This is a genomic window from Gilliamella sp. B3817 (assembly GCF_026536705.1).
In the GTDB taxonomy this organism is placed as follows: domain Bacteria; phylum Pseudomonadota; class Gammaproteobacteria; order Enterobacterales; family Orbaceae; genus Gilliamella; species Gilliamella apicola_I.
Genome location: NZ_JAFNNV010000012.1, coordinates 1 through 23,049 on the forward strand (window position 1 = coordinate 1; position 23,049 = coordinate 23,049).

Below are 23,049 nucleotides of genomic sequence, written 5' to 3' on the forward strand. Positions count from 1 at the left end.
TCAGCGGATTATTCGCACTCTCCGTATCCCGACTTAATTCATTGATATCCTGTTTTTGCTGCTCTTTATTGCGGATGATTAACTCGCCTTTTTCTACCGCCGATTTTGTCGTGCTTGAGTCACTATCACTGTTTTGATAAGCCGTCGGGACACCCGGACCTCCGGTTCCCCCACTCACCGAAACATGCGTCACTTTAAAGTCTGCCTTGTTTTTTATATCACTGAAGCTGATGGTGCCGGTATCAAGTTTGTTCTTACTTTTATCTTCCGCTTCCGACGCTATCACCGCACCTTTTAAGTCAGTATTATTACCCACATAAATATCATAACCGCCTTTTCCGGCAAATATCCCCGACTGGTCTGTCACACTTGCCCATTTACTGTCTATATTCGTTGCTGATATCGAACCATTGGCACTAAATCCTGTGCCTGCCGTGCCACTGACCGAGGCACTGATTTTCTCGTAGTCGTAATCATCCGTATCTTGCAGTGACTGAATATTCAGGTTATTCCCGACATCCATTTTCACCGTATCGCCTTTCAACTGACCACCCACCACATTGACATCATTGCCCGTTTTGATATTCAGTTTGTTCTTGGCATCAATAACGCTTTCCGTCCATGCACTGCCATCAGCAACTTCCCGCTCCCGACTAAAATTACCGTTCGCTTTAAACCGCAGACCACTTTCATCTCCGCCTACCTGGAATTGAATACCTACCGCCGCACCATAACTTTTTTCATCCCGGTCACTGTGCTGCGTATTTACCGCACCAATCACATTCAAATCACGATTTGCCGTCAGGTTAATATCATTGCCGGCTTTGATATCACTGCCTTTTAACGTGATATCACCCCCGTTTTTATTCGCATCACCCGTGGCAATAATATTGATATTTTTACCCGCTGACACGCCGCTGCTAATCACATTATGTTGTTCCTGATTGACTACACGCTCAGTCCGTTGCGTTCCCACCATGGCACTGACGCCAATCGAGGCTTGACTTTGACCTTTATCGTTCTTCAGCTGTAAATTTTGTATCTCTTCTGTAATAGTTAAACCTGACTTTATCGATTGCAACGCCATTATCTTATCGTTGTCTTTATGTTTCGCCCGCTCAAGAGCTTGCGCTGCTTCATAAATATTAGCCACCGTCCCCGTTAACGCAACCGTTAATCCGGATTTTTCATAACTGTACTCTTCTTTATAGGTCGTTTTCGCATCAAGTGATGCGATTTCAACATTTTCCGCTTTTAAATTAACATCCTGCTGCGCAATAATGTCACTTCCACGTACCTTGATATCCTTGCCCGCCTGAATGTTGACATTACCTTGAGTACTGCCTACCACACTGCCAACATAAGCTTTTTCCGTATCGGTTTGTTTTAAATCTTCTTTCGTTTTACCAATCGTGACACCCAGTCCACCACTGCTCATTAAGCCTGATTTTTTATTGATGGTCTGTTGGTATTTATAGTAAGACTCTTCTGCAGCATCGATATTAACATTATTCCCCGCCTGCAAATTCACATCATCTGTCCCGACAACCTGACTACCGCTCACCGTTAAATCATGACCGGCATTGAGTGTCACACTCTCACCGCTCAGACTACTACCAATGGCCGTTTTATTATGCTCTTCACCATAGTGTGAATATTTGCTTTTCGAAAAGGTTGATTTCGTGCTCGATTTGGCGCGTGCTTCATGGTCATACGTCGCCTGCCCGGCGGTAATAAGAATATCTTTTCCGGCTTGCGCAACTATGTTCCCGTCGCTGTTGATATCGCTGGCTTTTACCTTCACATCATGCCCGGCTTTCAGGGTTAAATTACCGGCCGTACTGATAGATGAGCCCACCTCCTGCGTCGACTCTCGACGGTCATAATTTTTACTGTCAAGCGTATAATCGGTGGCATGACTGATGGTTTGGGTACCCAGGGATATATAGTTCCCCGCAATCAGCGTAGTCTCCTTACCGTTACTGATAATATCCGCCGCATTAATGTTAATATTGCGCTGACCGGTTAACCGTAATATCCCTTCTTTGTCAGATACATACACGGTTGCCGTGTTATCTAACCAGCGCTCTTTGCCGGACTGATGTTGTTCCGTTGTTAAAATAATGTCCCGACCGGCATAGGCATCAAGCTCTGTTTTTGCCTGCAGTAAACCACTTTGGTTAATAATATCCTGTTTAGCCTCTAACCAGACACTGTCGCCGGCAATCGTTCCCCGGTTAATGATATTATGACCACTCGCCGCTATCTTATCCCCGCTAATCACGCCCTGATTATTGATATCCTCTTGTGTCTGAATATTCACCTGACCGGCATGCACAATATTCCCCTGCAGGTTTACGCCGGTATGCTTGCCCACCAGATATAATTTAGGCACGCTGACCACTTCCACCCGACCATCCGGTAACGTGATAGCCTGATTGACCATCCACACCATATCCGTGGTTAATGCCGCCATCTGCTCTTCGCTTAAGGCAACCCCCGGTTGCAGCTGATATTGTTTACTATATAACTGACCGGCTAAGAGTAAATCCCGGTACTGGTCATCACTGTTGTTATAACCGGACAGGTAACTTTTACCGGTCAGTGCAATCAGCTGGTCCTGAATCAATTTCTGTTCATAGTAACCATCACCTAACCGTTTTTGTAAACTGTCAGAATCAATAAAATCTAAGCTACTTATCCATTTTTTACGGTTAGTAAAGCGAGGGTCAGTTTCAACTAAATATAGACTCTCTTTTTCCGGTCTGATTTGAAAAATGGTATTATCCGGCAATTTAATCGGCACCACCGTTGGGCACTGAACAAATTCCGGTGGTAATACCGTTACTGCTTCTTTATCCGCAATGGTGGATACCGGGGAGAGCTGGGTGTTTTCCGCCACCGTTAACGTGCCCAGTGACATCGCTTCGGTGGTATTAACCCCCTGATAAGCGCCGTACTTTTGTTTGGTTTTCCAGTTGTGATCGTCCTTTTCTTTTTTGTAATGAGAAATCCTTCCGCGATTTTCATGACCTTTTGAATCGACCTCTTTAATCCAGCGTTCACCTTTGGTTTCCAGATTATCAAACTGCCTTGCATTAATTTGCATGGTCTGACCTGAAAGCAGTTGACTGTCCTGATTGGTCACCACATCGCCCTGAATAATCAGATTTTTACCGGCCTGTATTTTGGCCGGGTCCTGATTGAGCAGCTGGCTTTCATAAATAACCCGGTCATAGAAATACTCTATAAAATGTTTACTGTGCCTCAGTCCCTTGACATAAAACCTGACGTGATTACCTTTGTCAAATTTAAGATGCCCCTCTCCGGTCTTTTTGCCATTTTCATCAATAATATAGCGAAATTTACCTTCACGATTGTCACTGATACGGTAACGTTTTTGATTTCCACCAAAGCAACTGTATTTATCTTTGTCACCCGAGCACCATTCATAGTCATGATAACTTTTGCGGTCAACCTCAACCGGGCTGCTGATTTTGACATATAAGTCCCGGTTATCTAACTTATCCGCCGCTAAATAGAGGGAGCCACCGGCCTCTATTGTGGCACTGTGGTTACTGACCTGCTGACTGCGACCGGTCACCCCTTGCGTGCTGGCCTGCCCGCCAATAAACATCTCCCCCTGACTTAATAATAATGCATGGTCTTTATTCAGCAGCTCCCGGGCACCGATAAGTAACCGGTCACGGGCACCAATCACCGGCGCCACCGAGCCGGCAGCAGACTTCAGGTTAGTCAGCTTGCCGGTATTAATCATCACTGCATCCCCATAAATACGACCGCTGTCGAGATTATTGAGCGTATCGGTCTGAATATCAGTCAGCCCGCCATCAATCACACCATAATTAGTTAATTGGGTAGTTGAAATCCGGGTACTGCCCCCGGCAATATCGCCATCCTGTTGATTATAAAGTTCACGGGCGGTCAGGGTTAATTGCCCCCCGGATTTAATTTGTGACTGATTGTCAATGCGACCACTGGCATTCAGGGTTAGCTGACCATTGGCCAGAATGGTTTGTTGATTAATCCAGTCAGATATCACCGTCAGGAACATATCCTGACCGCTTTCTATACGACCGTTGCGATTACCGGCTAATGTGTGGCTGCCTATTTTTAACGTCGAAAGCGACGATATTGTCCCGTCCTGATTATTGAGGTTATTCAGATACGCCTGAGCAGACCCGGCTATTGTTAACTGCCCCTGACTTAATACCTTCCCTTGCTGATTATCAAGATGTTGCGTGGTGAGATTAAGTGCGGTTTTACCAAATAAGGTTCCTTCCCGGTTATCTATCGTTGCCCCGTGGAGAGTCAGCGCATCGGCACTGAGTGTGGCGTGTTTTGCCGACACGCCGTCAATGCCATGTATCGTTGCCTGACCGTCAACATACACAGCGGCATTATCAAGATTGACAGCGCCCGCACCGGCATTTAATGTTAAGGTATCACTGCTTAGCTTAAGCCCTTGTCCGTCAATGGCTTTCGCGCTGATGATCGCGTTTTTCGTCGCCTGCACCGCACCGTGTAAATGCATGTGCTGCGCAGCCCTTAAGGTTAAATCGCCACCCTGTGGCACTTCACCATCAGCGGTCACGCCACTGGCCATTAACCCGGATTCGGTTTGGACAATGTCATTAGCCGTCACAACAATATTCTTTTTGGAAAGTATGCGACCTTCCTGTTTAAACGTTTTATCACTGCCAAGTGCGATATCACCATGTGCCTGAATATTGCCTGAGTTATTCAGGTCTCCACCGGTGTTAATCTGTAAGTTGGTCTGACTGTTAATCACCCCGGCATTACGGATGTTATCTGTCGCTTTGAGCGTTAAGTTTTCCTTGCTCAGTATCTTACCGCTATTGCTTACCTGACCGGTGGTACTGACCTGAAGACCGGCTTGACTGCCGATTGACCCGGCGTTGGTAATGCGGCCTTTTGCCTTAACCGTCATATTGCCCTGACTGACCCATGTACCGGTATTGACGATTTTACCTTCCGTTGTCAGGCTAAAATGACCTTTACTGCTCCCTAATTCACCGGCATTACGAACCCCAACCCCTTTCTCGGTGCCCACCATCTGGATTTTACCGGCATACATCCCGCCCAGTGCTGACACATCCAGTGCCACTTCCGGTTTTGGACTGTTATCCTCCGCTAACGGCGTGATAGTCTGTGCATTGCGGCTGACTTTATTACGACCGGTCACCACATTTAAATCATTGGCCCATACCGCTGAATTTATTGACACCGAACGGGCAATTAAATCCGTGTAACTTTGTCCGGTGCTGTCGAGCCCTTTACCGGCTACCGAAATATGCCCCTGCTCAACCTGATAACCGGTTAACTCTCCGTTGTCTATTATCGGTTTACCTGTGGTGAGCGTGCTTCGGTCTGCGTTAATAAAACCACATCCGTGACAGCTAATCCCGGACGGATTGGCGATAATGACCTGCGCTTTTTGACCGGCAACCTCAATGACACCATTTAACTGGCTCGGGTTACGGGAGTTGACTTCGTTTAAGATGATTTTTGCTGAGCCTGTTTTTAAGTACTCATTACCCTGTACATAACCGCCAATCTGAGTTTGAGTGATTTTGCCGCTGTTATTTAAAATCACCCCACGCTGTGAAACATCAAACTGCTTGTATTTATTATGAGAAAGCCCTTTTTTGTTTGGCGTCTGAATATTGACCTGCGTGACCCCATTCGCCGCCTGAATAACCTGCGCCTGCTGCGTTTTCTTTGCCTGCAGGTCGGCAATAATTTGGCTGCCATGAGCCGGTAAAGAGAGGGTGACAAATCCGAATGATATCGACATCAACAAGGTAACCAGTTTTAATGTTGCCAACACGGATTTAGATGAAGTCTGACCTAAACCTGATGTTGATTTTTCGTGACCGGTATGGGTTTTTGCTATGTCAGCCACCACCATCTGCATGCCACGTTTTTTATTAAAGATAACCCGATATAAATCCTTATTCATGCTAATACCCTTATATAACCTTATACTGTAATTGTTTTGTTTATTATTGTTTTATGATGTTATTTTTGCTTATTAATATATTGTTTTTTATTAATATGTTTGCTGATTTTTTCGTCTGCTATGACACTTATTTTTAAGGTAAGTGTGTTTCAGCTTGCTTCTCTTTTACTGATTGTTTTCATTGTTTTCTTGAGTGAGCTATTGGCTGACGTTGTTCGGGACTAATCCTCTAAATTTGCAACGTCAGGCAATAAGATTAAAAATCTCCAGTTAAGTGAAAAACCTAATGTCATTGGATTAGTTTTAAATCCTTTTGGCTTACGAACAGGCATGCCGGCAAACAGGTCATAGTACATGCCAAAGTTACTGCCACGCACCCCCACCACACTGCCGGTTAAATGCCGACCTAACAGATATTCACTTTTTGCCCCGGATACTTCGCCGGTATCAAACCCTAAATACGGCTCATGATTTAACGGTGCCTGCCATGACAACTCATTACGGACATACCAACCGCGGTCAGCTTTTAGCGTCAACTCGCCATCAAAGCCACGTACACTCCAGCGTCCGCCAATCGAAAACTGGTCAGGTGAAGTTAAATTCCCTTTGCGCGTATATTGTCCCTGATAATCCAGACGATAACGGAACTGTTGTGAGCCCAGTATAAAAGGAATGTTGGAGGAGAAATTAACGGAAATAATTTCCGCTAATGGGGGTGATATTGGCCTCCAGGTCATACTCTTCCGGTGCCTTTTGGGCATTAAACCATCGTACCCCTTTTTGGAAAGAGACGCCGGCATCAAAAACCATATCATTGACATAATGACGATGTTGCACTCCCAGCTGCCAGTAAGTCGTTTTTCGGCGCTGGATTTCAATTTCATTATCATCAATATAGTTATGCGATTGCTTTAATGTGATGCCATAATTAAGGGTGGTTTTTTGCGATTCATTTCGATGAATGACCCGACTTAACTGGAAATTGGCATTACGGCTGCGACCACTGTATTTGTAATCGACGAGTTGTCCGGCGACGGTTTGATGGTACTTATTCCCCGATAACGAGGCGCTGAATAACCAGTAGCCAAACGGGACGGAGTAAGAAAACAGAAAATTCCGTGAGCCATATTTACTTTTGCCACTTAAATCCCGACCACCGGTGACATAAAAAGCATCACTTAACGATAATAAATTATCTAAATATAAAGTCACGCCCCCCCTGGTCTCGCCCGGTGCTTTTAGTCCCTGAATCATCGACTGATAAACCTAAACGCCACATCTTAGACTGTTTTCGGCTGATAACAATATCACTTTCACCCAGTTTATCGCCCGGCACCAACTCCATCTGTGCGCTGACGGTTGGCAAACGTTGCAGATTTTCAAGTCCCTGTTCAATATCACGTAAATTCAGCGATTGTCCGGCATGTGCGGGCATAGCGGTGTATAACTGTGCATATTTATCACTCTCAGGGGCATAATGCACGTCACGAATTTTCCCTTCGACTAACAATAATTTCAGTTCACCCTCGTTCAGGTCTTGTTCGGGAGCAACCACCCGGGTTGTGATATAACCATAACTGATTAAGCGATCTTGAATCGCACTCATTAACAGGTTAATCCCTTCCGCCCCTAAACAGCGCTGCTCGGCTTGCTGTGCTAATTTTTTTAAGGGAACAAACCAGGCTAACTTATCACGTTCAACCAAATTAACTTTTTGAATATTGAAGCATAAAGGCTCCTGCGGGAATTGCATTTCCCCTAAGCTATCAATCGGTGGTAATAAGCGAATATCTGGCGAGGCAGGCGTTAATGTTTCCTGCAAGGCTTTATCATGCTCTTGCTGACGAATAAGCTGATTATCACTGAGGATCTTTAACCCTTCAGGCGGCTCAGCAGCAAACAGAAACGGTGAGACAGAACAGAGTAAAACTGAGACGGGTAAATAAACCTTTAATAACTAATTCATCACAATACTTATATTATATTAACAATTGTTACAATTTCTTAACGAATGATTATGGTACTGTAAAATCGTTTGGTTTGTCTACAATTATTTTATAAATAATAAACTGAAATAGTTTATCATCCATTCTTAGTTGAATTACTATCAGTTAGTGAAGAGGATGAAATACAGAGTAAAGGAGGGCATAAATAAGTAATTTGATTATACCTTATTTTTATAATCAAAAGTAGCTATAAATTATATATTTTTTTCAATGGTAAAAGGCAAATTTTTTATTGATATAAAAAATCTGCCTAATTCAAAAAATTAAAGAGAATCAAAAAATCTTTAAAACTCCTCATTTTGATACGTGTTGTTGGTTAATGAGGTAATGTTATAGCGTTCAATACCATTCATAGCTACCTCAATCGTTTCTGGTATTAACTCATTCAAATTATTTATATCCGATCTGAGCATAAATGTGGTTAATAGCATTGGAATATTAACGCCAGTGATAATTTCCATCGTCGGGTAATTTGGGATCAGTTTAACAAGAGTATTAAAAGGCGTACCGCCTTTTAAATCGACTAAGCATAAAATAGCTGATCCCGATTTAGTTAACATTGCTAACTTTTGTTCAATTTGCTGTTGAAAATCATCTAGCGATTGTCCCATTAAAAAGGAAACGGCTTCACATTGAGTTTGCTTACCGCATATCATTTCAGCCGTTTCAATTAAACTGTTAGCCGTTGTGCCGTGAGTACTTACTAATACTGCAATCATGCACGACTCCTTTTAGTAATCTAAGCAACGATAATAACGACGGATTGACATTGGATGACGATTGAGGTGTTCGACATAAGCATCAATTCGGTTATTAATAGCACGAAAAACAAATGGAGATAAGTGCCCCCGATATTTTTCCGAAATACCCGGCAATTCATAATCTTTAGTATCGATTATGGTGTAATTGGCGCAGATTTGCGGTAAAAATTTAGCTACTCTTTCACTAAGTGAGCGCTGACTATCTTCACCAACGTAAACAGTAACAGCCGTATCCCTGTCTATAATTTCTAATGTTCCATGAAAAAATTCAGCAGATTCGATTGATTTTGAACGTAACCAATGCTGTTCTTCCCAATAACACATAGCATGTGAATAGGTTGCTCCCCATTGATTACCTGCTCCAACAAAGTAATGCATGGCATCATCGTGATGTTTTTGCGCAACTTCTTGCCCAAAGGCATCGGCTTTTTTGGCAACAGCAACAATATTTTTGGCAAAATGTTGATCAATTTGTTGATAAAATTCATCATAGTCTGGAAATTCACCGGCTAAATACATTAGTCTGTCTGCGGTCATAAAGAATTTTAACTGTTCATTCATCGGATAAGAAATAACGTGATCTACCATTTTACCTAATGGTGAATCAGCATTATCTAAAAAGGCTAATACCGTTGAGCCGACTTCTTTTTGAATTTTATCGATAGCCTCAACGACTTCTTGTGTTGAGCCAGTCACTGAGGAGATGATTATTAAAGAATCTTTGGTTATTCGCTTATTGCCAGTTACCAAATATTCCGCAGCATGTTGCACAAAAGTTTCTAGTGCAGATTTTTCTTTCATATGAACGACGGCTTGCATTGATGAAGCATAAGTGCCACCAATGCCTAACCAACAGATATTACGATAACCTCGTTCATGAATCTGATCAATAAACTGATTAATAAACGGACGTAATTTTAATGCGCCATTCATACTGTTAAGTTCTTTTTGTTCGTCAAATTTTCTCATACGGTGACCCTCTTAATTTTGGATTTAGTGATTTCATCAAATTCTGGATATGTTGATTTTTCTAGATTATGACCCTTTAACTGGGATAGTTGGTAACTGAGTAGATGAATAGGAATAGTCATAAATAATGATGTTAATAATTCATCACAATGGATATCAAAGTTTAGATCGTGCTCAGTAATAGAATGCGAGTGCTGTGCATACAGAGTTATTACCTGTTTTACATAGTGATTCAAAAAGGTTTTTAATGCTACAGCTCTTGCTTCTAATAATCCTTTTGGTTCAATAAATATGATGTAATCATCAGGATGTAAGCCAAGATAAGGGCCATGCATGTACTCTTCCAACTCTTTTCCGAACGCCGTGTTACGAACCGTTTCGGTGAATTTAGTTTCTCCTTCACGGGCGACACCATAAGTTGCCCCATAGCCAATAAAAATCACTCGTTTAGCGTGATTAAATTGTCTGAGATGATGATTTACCCATGATTGTGATTGTAGGATAACTTGTGGCAATGATGTCGTAATATCCTGTATTTGTTTAAGATAACTTTCAAATTGTTGCTTATCCAAATACCCTGTTTTTTGACCAATAATTAACGCTATCAACATTAAATCAAGAATAATGACACTATAGCCAGCACTGACATAGGGCATTTCTTCAACAGGCATCCCCATTGATAAAACATGATTGCTGATGTTATATATCGGACTGTTAGAATTACTAGTGAGGGTATAAATAGCTAGATTTTCTTTAATAAATTGTTCAACCAAATGAATGGTGGAATAGCTTTCCCCACCTTGTGATATGGCAAAATAGAGCGTATTAGCGTCATTATAGTGTAAGTAGTTTGCTGCCATTGAAGGATCTTCAATATAAACAGGGATTTTTAATATTTTACTCATCAATGGTCTGGCACCATAAGCGGCGTTGGCACTCGATCCTGTAGCAAAAATAACAATCGATTGAAGTGACTTTTCAGTATTTAAATCAATCTGATCAGCAAATAACGATTGATAATTATCTAATATTCTTTGATAAAATTCTGGCTCTAAGGCGACATAGTCTGCGATACTTTTCATTTTTATTTCCTAATTATCCCAATAATCCACTCCATGCCCCTAAAATCCCGATTGTGGCAATAAGTAGAAGTATCCAATGCGCTTTAATCCCTTTTTTGACTAACATGAAGATGAATAGCGTAAACATCAAAGGCAAAATTTGCGGTACAATTCCATTGAAGATATCTTGTAGTGAGGCTGAATCATCGCCAGACCCAATTTTTAACGGCATATTTAATGTCACCATAGTAGCAACCATGGCGCCAACCACACATAGCCCTAACACTGATGCTCCATAGGATAACTTATCCATTAAACCTGTCTTTTGAACCTTTTCAATAAAAGATGCGCCAATGTTATAGCCTATAAGTAAACCAAAATAACGGGCTAAAATGGCAGGTACGTTAAAGATAAGTAAAAAAAGAAGTGGACCTAGAATATTACCTTCCAGTGCTAAAGAGGTACCAATACCTGTTGCAATAACGCGTAATGTTCCCCAAAAGAACGAATCCCCCAGACCACTTAAAGGTCCCATTAGTGCAATTTTGACATCGTTGATGGCACTTTTATCAAAATCATTATCGGTGGCATTTTGTTCTTCCATGGCAATACAAATACCTAGTGGAAAGGTGATTAACCATGGTGTGACGTTATAAAATTCTAAATGTCGTTGATAGGCATCAGTGAGTTCGATTTTATTATGACTGTAAATCTTATCTAAAGCTGGTCGCATCGCATAGGAATAGCCTAAGTTCATTTGTCGTTCATAATTCCATGACCATTCAGCGGTAAATGAACGCCAAAACGTTCTGGATAACTCCTTATTGGTTATTAGTTTAGAACTCTTCATTTTCATAATCTATCTCCTGTGCAGCTACCGTATTGCCTGTATTGGTGCTGAGTTTTTGCCCGCTTTCTTCTGTTATCATCTTTTTGCCATTAAATGCCGAATACCCCGTCAAAATGAGCGCAAGACATCCCCCAAAGATAGCCACACCGGTGACGGGTACTTTCATATAAACGGCAAGTGCAAAACCAAAAATAAAGAATGTTACATTGCTCTTTTTAATCATGATTTTCATTAACATCGCAAATCCAAATGCCGGTAGTAAGCCAGTTGCAATACCTAATCCATCAATAATAAATTTAGGTATCATTTCCAATAGACCATTCACCGCAGAACTGCCAAATAGATAAGAAAGTCCTACGACTAAACCGATTGGCAGATTGATTGAAAAGAATCCACCTAATAAATTCATTCGATCCATACCTTTACCATTGCCTTCACTGGCGTATTTATCTGCTTTATGAACAAAATAAGGAAGAATAAAAAGAAAACATAAGTTTTTAACCAATAAAACTAATGACGCAATAGGAATACCTAACGCCAAAGCAATTTCGGTGCTTTTACCAGCCCCAATGGCGAAAGCGGTACCCAATATACTGCCTGATATAATTTCGGGTGGAATAGAAGCGCCAATAGAAAACGAACCTACAAATGCGAGTTCTAATGTAGCACCAATAACAATACCTTGTGTGATGTCGCCCATGACTAAACCAGCTAAAGTACAAGTAACAAGTGGTCTGGATAACATTGATGAACCTAATAAGTATTCACCATTGGCTAACATCGCAATCAAAGCTAGAACAACAGCTGTTAATTCGATACTCATATTTTTGTCCCTCTTAACTATTTTTCAAATTTTTGCTTTGATTCGCTTGGGACTTGTTGAATATAGATCTCAATGCCGTCTTGTTGTAATCCTGTTAATAAATCCGCCTCAGTATCAGTTAAATTAATTGTTTTAGAGTAATTTTTTGTCCCTTCTCGAGGTTTTGTACCACCTAAATTTAGGCTACAGACTTTTCCGTGCGTGGCTCGAATGAGTTTTTCAGCATCTGCAACGGATTCAACGACAATTAACATTTGATATTTATCTGTTACGCCTGAATTGATCGCCTCAATACTGTCATCAATTGACTTCATCACTAATTTTGCGTTTTCTGGTTTAGCTAAACGAATAGCAGATTTACGTAATTCGTCATTAGCCACGACATCATTAGCCACTAAAATAGTATTTGCACCAACATTTTCGAACCATGAAACAACTACCTGGCCATGTAATAAACGGTGATCTACACGTAATAATTTAATCATTGATATACCTCCTAGGTGAAATCGACCACATATTTAGTATTACTAGCAAACTTGTACTCAAGCGCAATCGGTTCGTTATTAATATCAAAATAGTGATTAGTTATTTTAAAAAATGGGGCGTTAATATTGATACGTAATTGTTTGGAAAGTTCAGCATTGGCTACCATCAATTGCAAATCTTGCTCTAATTTATCGACTTTTTTCTTTCCCGAATTAATGATTTCAAGTGCTGATAGTACCTTGATAATGGAAAGCTGAAAGTCTGGAAAATTAGTTAACGGTAGCAAAAAAATGGTTTTCGTTACGCTATTTGTTGCTATCTCCAAAAAACCAATAAAGTAGATAAGTTCCGTTGATTTTATTTTTAATAATTGGCTGTAATAACAACCTGCTTGCCTGAGATAGGCTTCTTTGATCTGCTTTTTATGATTTGAATAAGCTTGAGGTTTAATTATGCCTGTCATTTCTAAAATCGTTTGAGTTGAAAGTGTAGGAGCGACAAATAATCCAACCCCTTTCTTTCTGACTACCATATTTTTTTCAACTAAACGATCAATCGCTTTACGGACTGTGGTTCGACTGACTTCATAATCTTTTTGCAGCTGACCTTCTGGCGGTAACTCTGCACCCACACTATATTGTCCTGTACTTATCTGCTCCATTAATTGGAGTGCTAATTTTTCAAATAACTTCATTTATATTCTTCCTGATAATTAAAGATATTTTTTGCAGATAAGTGATATTTAAATCGATTACCAATTAAGTACTGGTCGGTGTGTTCAAACGGTTCAAAGTCATGATCATAACTGTAACTTGATACTTTATAGATAGGTGTGCCTTCAGTAATTGCTAAATATTTGGCTTTATCGTCGAGAGCGACTTCGTATGCGATCTCTTCTCGACCATGACTGGGTATAACATGAAAATGTGTTTTTAAATATTCATAAAGGGAAACATCATTCAAATCTTGTTTGGCTAAATCTTTAAATTTTTGGGAAGAAAGATAACTGATTTCATAAGATAACGGAGATTCATTCAATAAACGTTGTCTTACTATTCTGATTAATTGCTGATTTGATTTAAAAAAGGTCTTTAATTCGGCAGGCATAGGGATGATATCATTGGAGAGTACTTTAATTTTAATATGAACATCATCTTCTTTTTGGCACTCTTCAGTAAACGAAGACATTTTTAGCATATTCATTTCAAAGACAGTATGATTAGGGAAATGGTGATCTTCCTGAAAAACATTACCTTCCATCCTTAAATCATTTAATGCTCTTCTAACTGTCGTTCGACTTACCCTAAAATATTCGGCAAGCCCTCTTTCTGTCTTTATTTGACTGATAATTTTAGGATTTGCTTTAATTTGTTCTTCGACTTCTGTCTTGACTGCAATATCACGGTATTCCAAAGATCACGCTCCCTATTTGGGCTTTTTTATCCAATAGATATATCTTTAACAACCAATTACTGATTAAAAATTATCTAAAAAAATACATGCCGTCAATTTTAAGTACCAAAAGTGTTGTCATGATCACAATATTTTTTATTATCGACATAAAATCAAGATAATAACTCGTAATATGCATTAACGAATATGTTGAATCATTAAAATTGAAAAACTACGGATAATTAAGATGAGATAGGTGATACTTTAAATAATAAATAGAAATGATTGTGTTATAAAGTTCATGAATTTATTATATAAACATAAGTATGATGAAGAATTTTGTGCAGAAATGACTATTTTTTAACATTATAAAATATGCCGATAGGATAATCTGTTTTATCATTGCTTTAATAAGGGGAAAAGGATGATTAAAAAAATAATTTTCTTAATTCTATGTTTATTTAGTGCATTAGCCAAAAGTGATGAGTTTGTTTGGAAAATAAATTTTGATGGAAAGCTTAATATTCCTCATCTGAACTTAAACATTGATGGTAAAGATATTGAGGTTACCTTAGACACAGGTGGTAAAGAAGGATTATATTTACCATTAGATTTTATTAATAATATCGTTGATAAAATTGAACTTTCTGAAAACAAAAAAAGTATTGATTTATCAGGTAATATAAATATAACAAGATCTTTTATTGCGAATAATTTAGTCATCAATTCGCTAATATTTAAAAAAGTTAATGTTATTGAATATAAACCATGGGGTTTAGCCATATCAAGTAACAATGAAAAAGAAGAAAGTGATGATTTCCCTGCTATTGGATTAGGTTTATTTGATCAATATGTTTTAACCTTAAATTTTCCTAAAAGTGAAATTATTATTTCAGACGATATAAATTTAAGTTTAGATAACACATGGGTTGAATTACCTTTCCGTTTAATGGATGAAGGTTTAGTTATTGAAATGTCAGATGATTATAAAAATTACCAAATGATATTAGATACCGGAGCAAGCTTATCTATGATTAAAGCTCAATCCCTTTCACCTCAATCAATTAAAATTAAGGATGAAAATAGTGATTATCAATTTGTTGAACTTGGTGTGAGCTACGTTTCATCGGATAAAGTGGAAGCGATTATTCTCGATTCTCTTCCACCTGAATTCCAATCAGATGGGCTTTTAGGTATTGATGTACTACAAAGTCATTTAATTAAAATAGATTTCAAAAATAAAAAATTATGGATTAAACCGTTTAAAACAGAATCGAGTAATTAATCTATTATTGGACGAAAACCGCATATTAGTCCTTATTTTACTAAAACGCAGATAATAAAAAAACCCACTTAAATAAGTCGGTTTTTATATCTAAATTGGTCGGCGAGAGAGGATTCGAACCTCCGACCCACTGGTCCCAAACCAGTTGCGCTACCAAGCTGCGCTACTCGCCGTTAGATTTATTTATGCATGGCATAAATGGGGTGGCTAATGGGACTCGAACCCACGACAACTGGAATCACAATCCAGGGCTCTACCAACTGAGCTATAGCCACCGCTGAAGTAGGACGAAATATTACGCATAAAAAATAATATTGTCCAGTATATTTTTAAAAAAACTTACCAATTGGTTATATAAAAACCGCAACAGTGTTTAACGCAATAGAATATTTGAAAAATTTATGCTTTGTGAGACATAATATGAATAATTTGTGTGTCGGTAGCTTTCATGCTGTTACTGACAATTGCCCCTAAATTATTAATTGATGTTTCAACACTATCACACACAATCCCTTCCTTACCCGTCACCCGAATACGACTCAAAGCCATTAATACCGCTTTATAGGCAGAGGATACGGATGTCGAAACTTTCATAGCACAACTATTCGATGCGCCATCACAAATAATACCTGATAAATCACCAATCATACTACAAATTGCCATATCTACCGGTTCATACTCACCTTTGCCTAGTAACCATGCCATTCCTGCCGCTGCCCCCATAGCAGCGGTTGAAGCGGCACAAAGCGCAGATAACGGCGGATATTTACTATGTATATAAATTGCAATGGTATGCGATAGAATAAGCGCTCTGGCTAATTGCTCTTGCGTGACATTTAAATGTTCAGCCACCACAACTACAGGCATGGTCGCTGTAATACCTTGATTGCCTGAACCTGAATTGCTCATCGCAGGCAATGTTGCGCCGCCCATTCGAGCATCAGATGCTGCAGTTGTACGAATAATTACTTTAGATAATAAATCATCTGCCATTAATCCATTTTTAGTATGCTCACGTAAAGTGGTCGCAATACTTAGACCATAAGCCTGTTTTAATCCTTCTTCAGATAAAGCATCGTTTAATTTTGCTGCCTCTAAAATAAATTTTATATCGTCAAAATTAGCATAGGTGGCAAATTCATAGATTAATCTAACCGTCATTTGTTTTATTATAAGATCATCGTGAGATAACGCTTGATTAACTGAATCGGTTTGGTAAAGAAGATCACCATTTTTTTCAATTAATATCAAATGAGTATGCGTGTTTTCAATACAGACTTTGACATGATCTGTTTCAGTGTAAACATTAGACTCTGCATAAATTGCTTTATGATTATCTGCAATTTGAACACGTACCTTACCATTAGTGAGCATTTCTTTTGCTTGTATAATTTGCGCTGAAGTGATGTTTTTTAACACTTCAAGCCCAGCATCTGCATCACCGCCTATTGCACCAATCGCAGCAGCAATAGGTAAGCCAACCATACCGGTACCAGGAACAGTGACACCCATTCCGTTTTTCATTAAATTTGGCGAAACATAAGCTTCAATTTTTTTTATGTTATTTTTGTCAAGATATTGACAAGCAACCGCTGAAGCAAATGCCAAAGAAATAGGTTCAGTGCAACCAAGTGTTGGTAAAACTTCATGTTTTATTAATTGAATTAATGCTTGCCATTGTGTTTGCTGTTTAGATTCTTCCATTCATCAATCTTAATGTTATTAGTTGAAAATTTAACAATTTATTTATCAATATTTTATTATATCTTAAGCTATATTTGAATGATGATATGACACAATCTCTATATAATAGTGCAATTTTATAGCAAATTAGATTAATCAAAATAAAGTGTTATTCAATTTCATTTAAATTTTGATTAAAGCTATAGCTAAACTAACATTTTTTAAACAATTAGGTAGTAAATTAAATAAACAGCAATCGTTCAAAATATGTAATATTTTAGTAAAATTACCTGACATTTTTTTTATTATTGCAATAATATAACTACCTATAATTATATAATAATGGCGATTATGATAAATATTTTATTAATTGATGATGATATTGAATTATCACAGATGCTAAGTGAGTATCTGACTAATGAAGGCTTTAATATCAAAAGTGTTTATTTAGGTAAAGATGGTATTGAAGAAGCCTTATCAGGCAAATATCGAGCTGCAATCTTGGATGTAATGTTACCCGATATTAATGGAATTGATGTTCTTAAAAGTATTCGTCAGCAATGTAATATGCCTGTTATTATGTTAACCGCTAAAGGCGATAATATTGATCGTGTTTTAGGGTTAGAATTGGGCGCAGATGATTATATTCCAAAACCTTGTTATCCACGCGAATTATTAGCAAGACTGCGTGCTGTTTTACGTCGTTTTGATGAACGTTCTGTTGAGTTGGTCGATGATAAAAAATACCATTTTAATGGCTTAGTATTAGATTTACCGCAACGTTTATGCACTTGGAATGGCCAAGTGATAGATTTGACATCAACCGAGTTTAATTTATTAGTATTATTGGTAAAACACAGTGAGCGCGTGGTCACTAAAGAAGAGTTATCTGAAATAGGTCTTGGTCGAGCTCGTGAACTTTATGATCGTAGCGTCGATGTGCATATCAGTAATATTCGCCAAAAACTTCATCAAGTTGCTCAAAATGTAGTAACTATTGAAACTATTCGAGCTGTTGGTTACCGAATCCGTTAATGTGATAATAGGCTTGAGATGAATCGTCGATTATTTTGGAAAATACTCATTATATTTTGGGTGATTTTCTATCTTACTTTTCAGTTAACCTGGATTGCATTTTCTTATTATATAGAAAATAAAAACCAACGATTTCTCAATCATATGCCGACAAAAGTCGATATGATCGCTCAATTATTACATGTAGCAGGTGAAAATGAAACGTTAAATTTTGTTGCTCATCTGCCTGAACGCGAGCGAGTTTTATTATCAATAAAATTGATTTCTCCTCAAAACGATCAAATCAATATCATTACGGATGAATTAGAACCGCCAAATTATATTTATCAACGCACAGCAGTTGCGCCTGATGGAACGCTTTATGCGGTTTCATTTAGGGAAGATAAAGACAAAGACGATCAAGTCAAAAAAGCCCTGTTTAATATGCCAATGCCAATTGTGTTAATGGGAATTTGTGTGGGATTAGTCTTTAGTCTCTTTTTGGCTTGGAACTTAACCAGACCAATGAAACTATTAAGGCAAGGCTTTTTCAGAGTTTCTCAAGGTGATCTCTCGGTTAGATTATTCAATAAACTTAAACCACGCCATGATGAGCTTAGCGAATTAGGCAAAGATTTTGATATGATGGTTGAACAACTCAATATTTTAATCTCAGACCGCCAAGCTCTTTTGCATGATGTATCACATGAGCTTAGAACGCCACTTGCTCGCTTACAATTAGCCATCGGATTAGCTCAACAAAATAAGCAAAATATTGATACTGCATTAGCAAGAATAGAATTAGAATCTGAACGATTAGATCAACTTATTGGTGAAATATTAAATTATTCACGTGCTGAAATGAATAATCGCACAGATGAATATTTTGATCTAAAAGATTTATTGCGTGTGGTCATTAATGATGCAAATTATGAAGCGAATCACCAATCGATAAATGTTCACTTCATTTCATCAGCGATTATTCATTCTATTGTTAAAGGTAACTCGGAACAAATTCGCCGTGCAGTTGAAAATATTATTCGTAATGCAATTCGTTTTTCAAAGCCGGGACAAGAAGTTAATGTATCTTTAAAAGAAGTCGGTAAATACCTACAAATTGAAGTTAAAGATCGTGGTCCTGGTGTCGATCCAAATAAACTATCGAGTATTTTTGAACCGTTTGTTCGCATTCAATCGCCTCAATTAGGTAAGGGTTACGGTCTTGGTCTTGCAATAGCCAGAAAGACGTTCACCATGCATAATGGCACTATTCAAGCAACAAACCGTGACCATGGTGGACTTACGGTGACAATTCGCTTACCTTATTGGCGAAAGCATTAATCAACCATGCATATTCATTTACGGATTAATAGCAATCAGTATTAACCGTTAAGACAAATTCTTTCACTAATCTTTCTAAATCAATTTTATCGTGACCGATGAAATTCAAGACTTGTGTGATGGTGCTTGGTTCATTTTCTAATAGTGTTTTATATTGTGCTATATATTGGCTAGCGATAGGCTTATAGGACCAATGCCACTCTTCTGGCTGATAGCCTCCATTTCTTCCTTCGTTAAACGCTTGGCAAAAGCCATACTTAGGTAAATTGTCCTGAAGCCATTGATATAAAATTCTACCCTTTTTATCATTTTTGAAATAATCTGATGAAACACTGGTAATATCGATATCCGTTCCCCAATGATGACGAGATGTACCAGGCATTGATGAATATTTTAGTATTTCTTCAGCAATTTGTTCTGGATCATTAAACTGATTGGACAATTTATCCCATTTACGCTGCCAAATTGAGTTTTGATAGGTGTAATTACGTGTAGCACTTACGATAATAAACGGAATATCAGGATGTGCTTTTTTAAAAGCTTGATAAGCTTTTATAAGCTGCTGAGTGGGTTCCTTTTGAAGATACATGCCCTTTTTATTGACAGGTAACATGGTAGAATCTAATGCGACAAAATTATTGTCAATCTTTTCATCAAACTGTCCAATTAGTTTGTTAAAAGGTATAGGTTGTGCCATAGTAAACGTTGAATATAAAAATAGGGTTAATGTTAAACAGAAAATATGGATATATTTTGCTGAATTTGTTTTCATTATTAATATTCTATTAGCCATATAAAGGGAAAAACAGTATAATCCTTTCCTTAAATTTTTAAATAGCCATAATGTGTAAAAACGAGGCCATATGTTAACACCTGCTACACCAAATACGTCTGTTAATTGTGCAGATGCATCCAATCTTAATACAACTAATCCTAAAAGTGAAAAAATAAATTTACTTGATTTTACTCGTCAACAATTGAGAGAGTTTTTTATTTCATTGGGCGAAAAACCATTTAGAGCCGATCAAGTCATGAAATGGATCTATCATTTTGGGATAGATGATTTTGATCAGATGACCGATATCAACAAAAAGTTACGTGAACATCTAAAATTAATCGCTGAAATTAAAGCACCAGTAATTGCAATGGAACAGCGCTCATCCGATGGTACAATAAAATGGGCGTTAGATGTTGGTGATAACCAGATGATTGAATCTGTTTATATTCCAGAAAGAGATCGTGCAACCCTCTGTGTTTCATCACAAGTTGGCTGTGCTTTAGCGTGCAAATTCTGTTCAACCGCACAACAAGGCTTTAATCGTAACTTAACGGTATCTGAAATTATAGGTCAAGTATGGCGAGCATCGAAAGTCATTGGTGTAACCGGTAAATTAGCAGATAGACCTATTACTAATGTGGTCATGATGGGTATGGGAGAGCCTTTACTCAATTTATCGAATGTCGTACCAGCAATGGAAATCATGTTAGATGATTTTGGTTATGGCTTATCAAAAAGACGAGTAACCCTATCGACTTCTGGTGTTGTTCCTGCTTTAGATAAATTAGCAGGTATGATTGATGTCGCCTTAGCTATTTCATTGCATGCGCCAAATGATAATATACGTAGCGAAATTATGCCAATTAATCAAAAATATAATATGGCAATGTTACGCGACTCAATTTTACGTTATCTGTCGACATCAAACGCTAATCATGGAAAAGTAACGATTGAATATGTATTACTTAATCAAATCAATGATAGTGTTGAACATGCTCATGAACTTGCTAAATTTTTAAAAAACGTTCCAAGTAAAATCAATTTAATACCTTGGAACCCATTCCCTGGTGCTCCTTTTTCAAAATGCTCAAACACACGTATCGATCGTTTTATGAAAACGTTAATGGGATATGGATTTACAGTGATTGTTCGTAAAACACGTGGCGATGATATTGATGCGGCTTGCGGTCAGTTGGCCGGTGACGTCGTTGATCGTACTAAACGGACTTTATATAAAAAGCAAAATCTCATTAAACAAACAGCATAACGATCAAGGTAAATTAATAAAGGAATAGTTGATGAAAAAAATACTCATATTACTAAGCTGTTTAGCATTATTAACACTATCAGGTTGCCAAATAAGTGGTAACGAAGAGTTCGATCCCGAAGCGGCAGCTTTTGCAAGAATGCAATTAGGATTAGGATATCTAAGCAAAGCAAATGAATCGGAAGATAACATTAAAGCTGCACACTATAATCTCAAATTAGCAAATCAATATTCACCTAATAACCCACAAATTATGCTAGCTATGGCAATGTTTGATCAGCACGTTGGTGAATACAATGAAGCAGAAATGATTTATAAACGCATTACCCTTATGCAACCAGGTAATGGCTTATATCATGTACATTATGGATCTTTTTTATGTGGTCTTGGACGTTATCAGGAAGCACAAAAGGAGTTTGAAAAAAGCCTTGAATACGATCGCCATAATTGGAAAGCCGATACCTATGAACAATATGGATATTGTGCAATCCAAAATGATGATAAAAAAACAGCTGACTTAATGTTTAAACAACTTTTTCAATATGATGCAAAACGTCGTGAAACGGTTTTAAAAACAGCTGATCTTTATCAAAATAAAGGTGATAAAAGAATAACGAGTTATTTATTATCAGTTGTTAAACAATAAAGTACAACCCAATATTAAATAATCGGGTATCCCAATAATTATAAACAAGAGCATATGTCATGAGTTTTTTGACGATATTTTTATTAGCAATGGCAATGTCTACAGATGCTTTTGCGGTTGCTGTTTGTCGTGGAATTTCATTTAAATCGACTCCCTTTATTGGCGCCTTAAAAGTTGGTATTTTATTTGGTGTCGTTGAAGCAATCACACCATTGCTAGGTTGGCTCATAGGCATTTTGACACTGCACTATATAGAGCGTTGGGATCACTGGGTAGTATTTGCTGTCATGTTATTTTTAGGCATTAGCATGATTTATAATAGTTTTAAAGATGGCGATGAAGATTTTTCAGAAAAAGAAATAGCTTCTTCCAAAAAATCTTTTCTTATCTTAATTTTTACCGCTATTTCTACCAGCTTGGATGCATTTGCTGTTGGAATTAGTTTAGCATTAGCTAGTGTTAATATTTATATTGCAGCAAGCATGATTGGATTAGCAACCTGTGTCATGGTAACTATAGGTTTATTATTAGGAAAAAAAATTGGTTGTTTTATCGGAAAACAAGCCGAGATTTTAGGCGGATTGGTGTTAATTGCGATTGGCGTAATAACACTTTATCAGCATCTTTCAAATTAAATTCGCAAAATTCAATACTCTTTTTCATATTCCAACATACATTTAATT

General features: G+C 38.0%; 20 protein-coding genes and 2 tRNA genes. 6 read left to right on the top strand and 16 right to left on the bottom strand.

Annotated elements, in window-relative coordinates:
• The 12 genes from J3U36_RS10755 to J3U36_RS10810 all read right to left on the bottom strand — a co-directional run.
• Window positions 1-6,004 (bottom strand): hemagglutinin repeat-containing protein (locus tag J3U36_RS10755; RefSeq protein ID WP_267385908.1); only part of this gene is annotated, 6,004 nt, incomplete at its 3' end.
• Between the two features lie 221 nt (window positions 6,005-6,225).
• Window positions 6,226-6,741, bottom strand: coding sequence for a ShlB/FhaC/HecB family hemolysin secretion/activation protein (locus J3U36_RS10760; RefSeq protein WP_267380031.1), 516 nt, complete (start codon window positions 6,739-6,741; stop codon window positions 6,226-6,228).
• A complete protein-coding gene (locus J3U36_RS10765) occupies window positions 6,692-7,216 on the bottom strand; it encodes a ShlB/FhaC/HecB family hemolysin secretion/activation protein (RefSeq protein WP_267380030.1) in 525 nt (174 codons plus the stop codon). The genes J3U36_RS10760 and J3U36_RS10765 overlap by 50 nt, the downstream gene beginning before the upstream one ends.
• Window positions 7,197-7,826 carry a POTRA domain-containing protein gene (locus J3U36_RS10770; RefSeq protein WP_267380029.1) on the bottom strand — a complete coding sequence of 210 codons (630 nt, stop codon included), beginning with the start codon at window positions 7,824-7,826 and terminating at the stop codon, window positions 7,197-7,199. The genes J3U36_RS10765 and J3U36_RS10770 overlap by 20 nt, the downstream gene beginning before the upstream one ends.
• 468 nt (window positions 7,827-8,294) lie before the next feature.
• Window positions 8,295-8,729, bottom strand: a complete 435-nt coding sequence (locus J3U36_RS10775; RefSeq protein WP_267380026.1) for a PTS sugar transporter subunit IIA — start codon at window positions 8,727-8,729, stop codon at window positions 8,295-8,297.
• A gap of 12 nt (window positions 8,730-8,741) precedes the next feature.
• Window positions 8,742-9,740 (bottom strand): SIS domain-containing protein, encoded by a 999-nt coding sequence (locus J3U36_RS10780; protein ID WP_267380024.1) that lies wholly within the window; start codon window positions 9,738-9,740, stop codon window positions 8,742-8,744.
• Window positions 9,737-10,822, bottom strand: a complete 1,086-nt coding sequence (locus J3U36_RS10785) for an SIS domain-containing protein (protein ID WP_267380021.1) — start codon at window positions 10,820-10,822, stop codon at window positions 9,737-9,739. Before J3U36_RS10785 ends, J3U36_RS10780 begins: the two co-directional genes overlap by 4 nt.
• Before the next feature lie 13 nt (window positions 10,823-10,835).
• Window positions 10,836-11,657 (bottom strand): PTS system mannose/fructose/sorbose family transporter subunit IID, encoded by an 822-nt coding sequence (locus tag J3U36_RS10790; RefSeq protein ID WP_267380018.1) that lies wholly within the window; start codon window positions 11,655-11,657, stop codon window positions 10,836-10,838.
• Window positions 11,638-12,474: a PTS mannose/fructose/sorbose/N-acetylgalactosamine transporter subunit IIC gene (locus tag J3U36_RS10795; protein ID WP_267350010.1), complete on the bottom strand. Its 837-nt coding sequence runs from the start codon at window positions 12,472-12,474 to the stop codon at window positions 11,638-11,640. Before J3U36_RS10795 ends, J3U36_RS10790 begins: the two co-directional genes overlap by 20 nt.
• A 17-nt stretch (window positions 12,475-12,491) precedes the next feature.
• The gene (locus tag J3U36_RS10800) at window positions 12,492-12,959 is read right to left on the bottom strand and encodes a PTS sugar transporter subunit IIB (protein ID WP_267380015.1); all 468 of its coding nucleotides are present in this window, start codon (window positions 12,957-12,959) and stop codon (window positions 12,492-12,494) included.
• Between the two features lie 11 nt (window positions 12,960-12,970).
• The gene (locus J3U36_RS10805) at window positions 12,971-13,654 is read right to left on the bottom strand and encodes a GntR family transcriptional regulator (RefSeq protein WP_267350013.1); all 684 of its coding nucleotides are present in this window, start codon (window positions 13,652-13,654) and stop codon (window positions 12,971-12,973) included.
• Complete coding sequence (locus J3U36_RS10810; protein WP_267380012.1) at window positions 13,651-14,373, bottom strand: GntR family transcriptional regulator; 723 nt, start codon at window positions 14,371-14,373, stop codon at window positions 13,651-13,653. The genes J3U36_RS10805 and J3U36_RS10810 overlap by 4 nt, the downstream gene beginning before the upstream one ends.
• Window positions 14,374-14,776: 403 nt before the next feature.
• Here J3U36_RS10810 and J3U36_RS10815 point away from each other — a divergent pair, with 403 nt between their 5' ends.
• Window positions 14,777-15,637, top strand: coding sequence for a hypothetical protein (locus J3U36_RS10815; RefSeq protein ID WP_267380009.1), 861 nt, complete (start codon window positions 14,777-14,779; stop codon window positions 15,635-15,637).
• 96 nt (window positions 15,638-15,733) lie between these two features.
• Here J3U36_RS10815 and J3U36_RS10820 read toward each other — a convergent pair.
• From J3U36_RS10820 to J3U36_RS10830, 3 genes are all read right to left on the bottom strand, one after another.
• A tRNA-Pro gene (locus tag J3U36_RS10820) sits at window positions 15,734-15,810 on the bottom strand.
• A 26-nt stretch (window positions 15,811-15,836) separates the two neighbouring features.
• Window positions 15,837-15,912 (bottom strand) — tRNA-His (locus J3U36_RS10825).
• 124 nt (window positions 15,913-16,036) lie between these two features.
• Complete coding sequence (locus J3U36_RS10830) at window positions 16,037-17,341, bottom strand: serine dehydratase subunit alpha family protein (protein ID WP_267380061.1); 1,305 nt, start codon at window positions 17,339-17,341, stop codon at window positions 16,037-16,039.
• 333 nt (window positions 17,342-17,674) lie between these two features.
• On the opposite strand from J3U36_RS10830, the gene J3U36_RS10835 reads away from it, so the two are divergent.
• Both J3U36_RS10835 and J3U36_RS10840 read left to right on the top strand, forming a co-directional pair.
• The gene (locus J3U36_RS10835) at window positions 17,675-18,355 is read left to right on the top strand and encodes a response regulator transcription factor (protein ID WP_065558131.1); all 681 of its coding nucleotides are present in this window, start codon (window positions 17,675-17,677) and stop codon (window positions 18,353-18,355) included.
• 18 nt (window positions 18,356-18,373) lie between these two features.
• Entirely contained in the window at window positions 18,374-19,675 is a 1,302-nt protein-coding gene (locus J3U36_RS10840) for an ATP-binding protein (protein WP_267350021.1), read from the top strand.
• 25 nt (window positions 19,676-19,700) lie between these two features.
• Here J3U36_RS10840 and J3U36_RS10845 read toward each other — a convergent pair whose 3' ends face one another.
• On the bottom strand, window positions 19,701-20,447 hold the full coding sequence (locus J3U36_RS10845) for a M15 family metallopeptidase (RefSeq protein ID WP_267350023.1): 747 nt from the start codon (window positions 20,445-20,447) through the stop codon (window positions 19,701-19,703).
• Between the two features lie 91 nt (window positions 20,448-20,538).
• Between J3U36_RS10845 and J3U36_RS10850 the strand changes: the two genes are divergently transcribed.
• Genes J3U36_RS10850 through J3U36_RS10860 form a run of 3 tightly spaced genes read left to right on the top strand, consistent with a single transcriptional unit; the run spans window position 20,539 to window position 23,001 of the window.
• Window positions 20,539-21,720, top strand: coding sequence for a bifunctional tRNA (adenosine(37)-C2)-methyltransferase TrmG/ribosomal RNA large subunit methyltransferase RlmN (locus J3U36_RS10850; protein ID WP_267380059.1), 1,182 nt, complete (start codon window positions 20,539-20,541; stop codon window positions 21,718-21,720).
• Between the two features lie 31 nt (window positions 21,721-21,751).
• On the top strand, window positions 21,752-22,366 hold the full coding sequence (locus tag J3U36_RS10855; protein ID WP_267380057.1) for a hypothetical protein: 615 nt from the start codon (window positions 21,752-21,754) through the stop codon (window positions 22,364-22,366).
• Between the two features lie 59 nt (window positions 22,367-22,425).
• Window positions 22,426-23,001, top strand: coding sequence for a manganese efflux pump MntP family protein (locus J3U36_RS10860; protein WP_267380055.1), 576 nt, complete (start codon window positions 22,426-22,428; stop codon window positions 22,999-23,001).
• Window positions 23,002-23,049 lie beyond the last annotated feature (48 nt).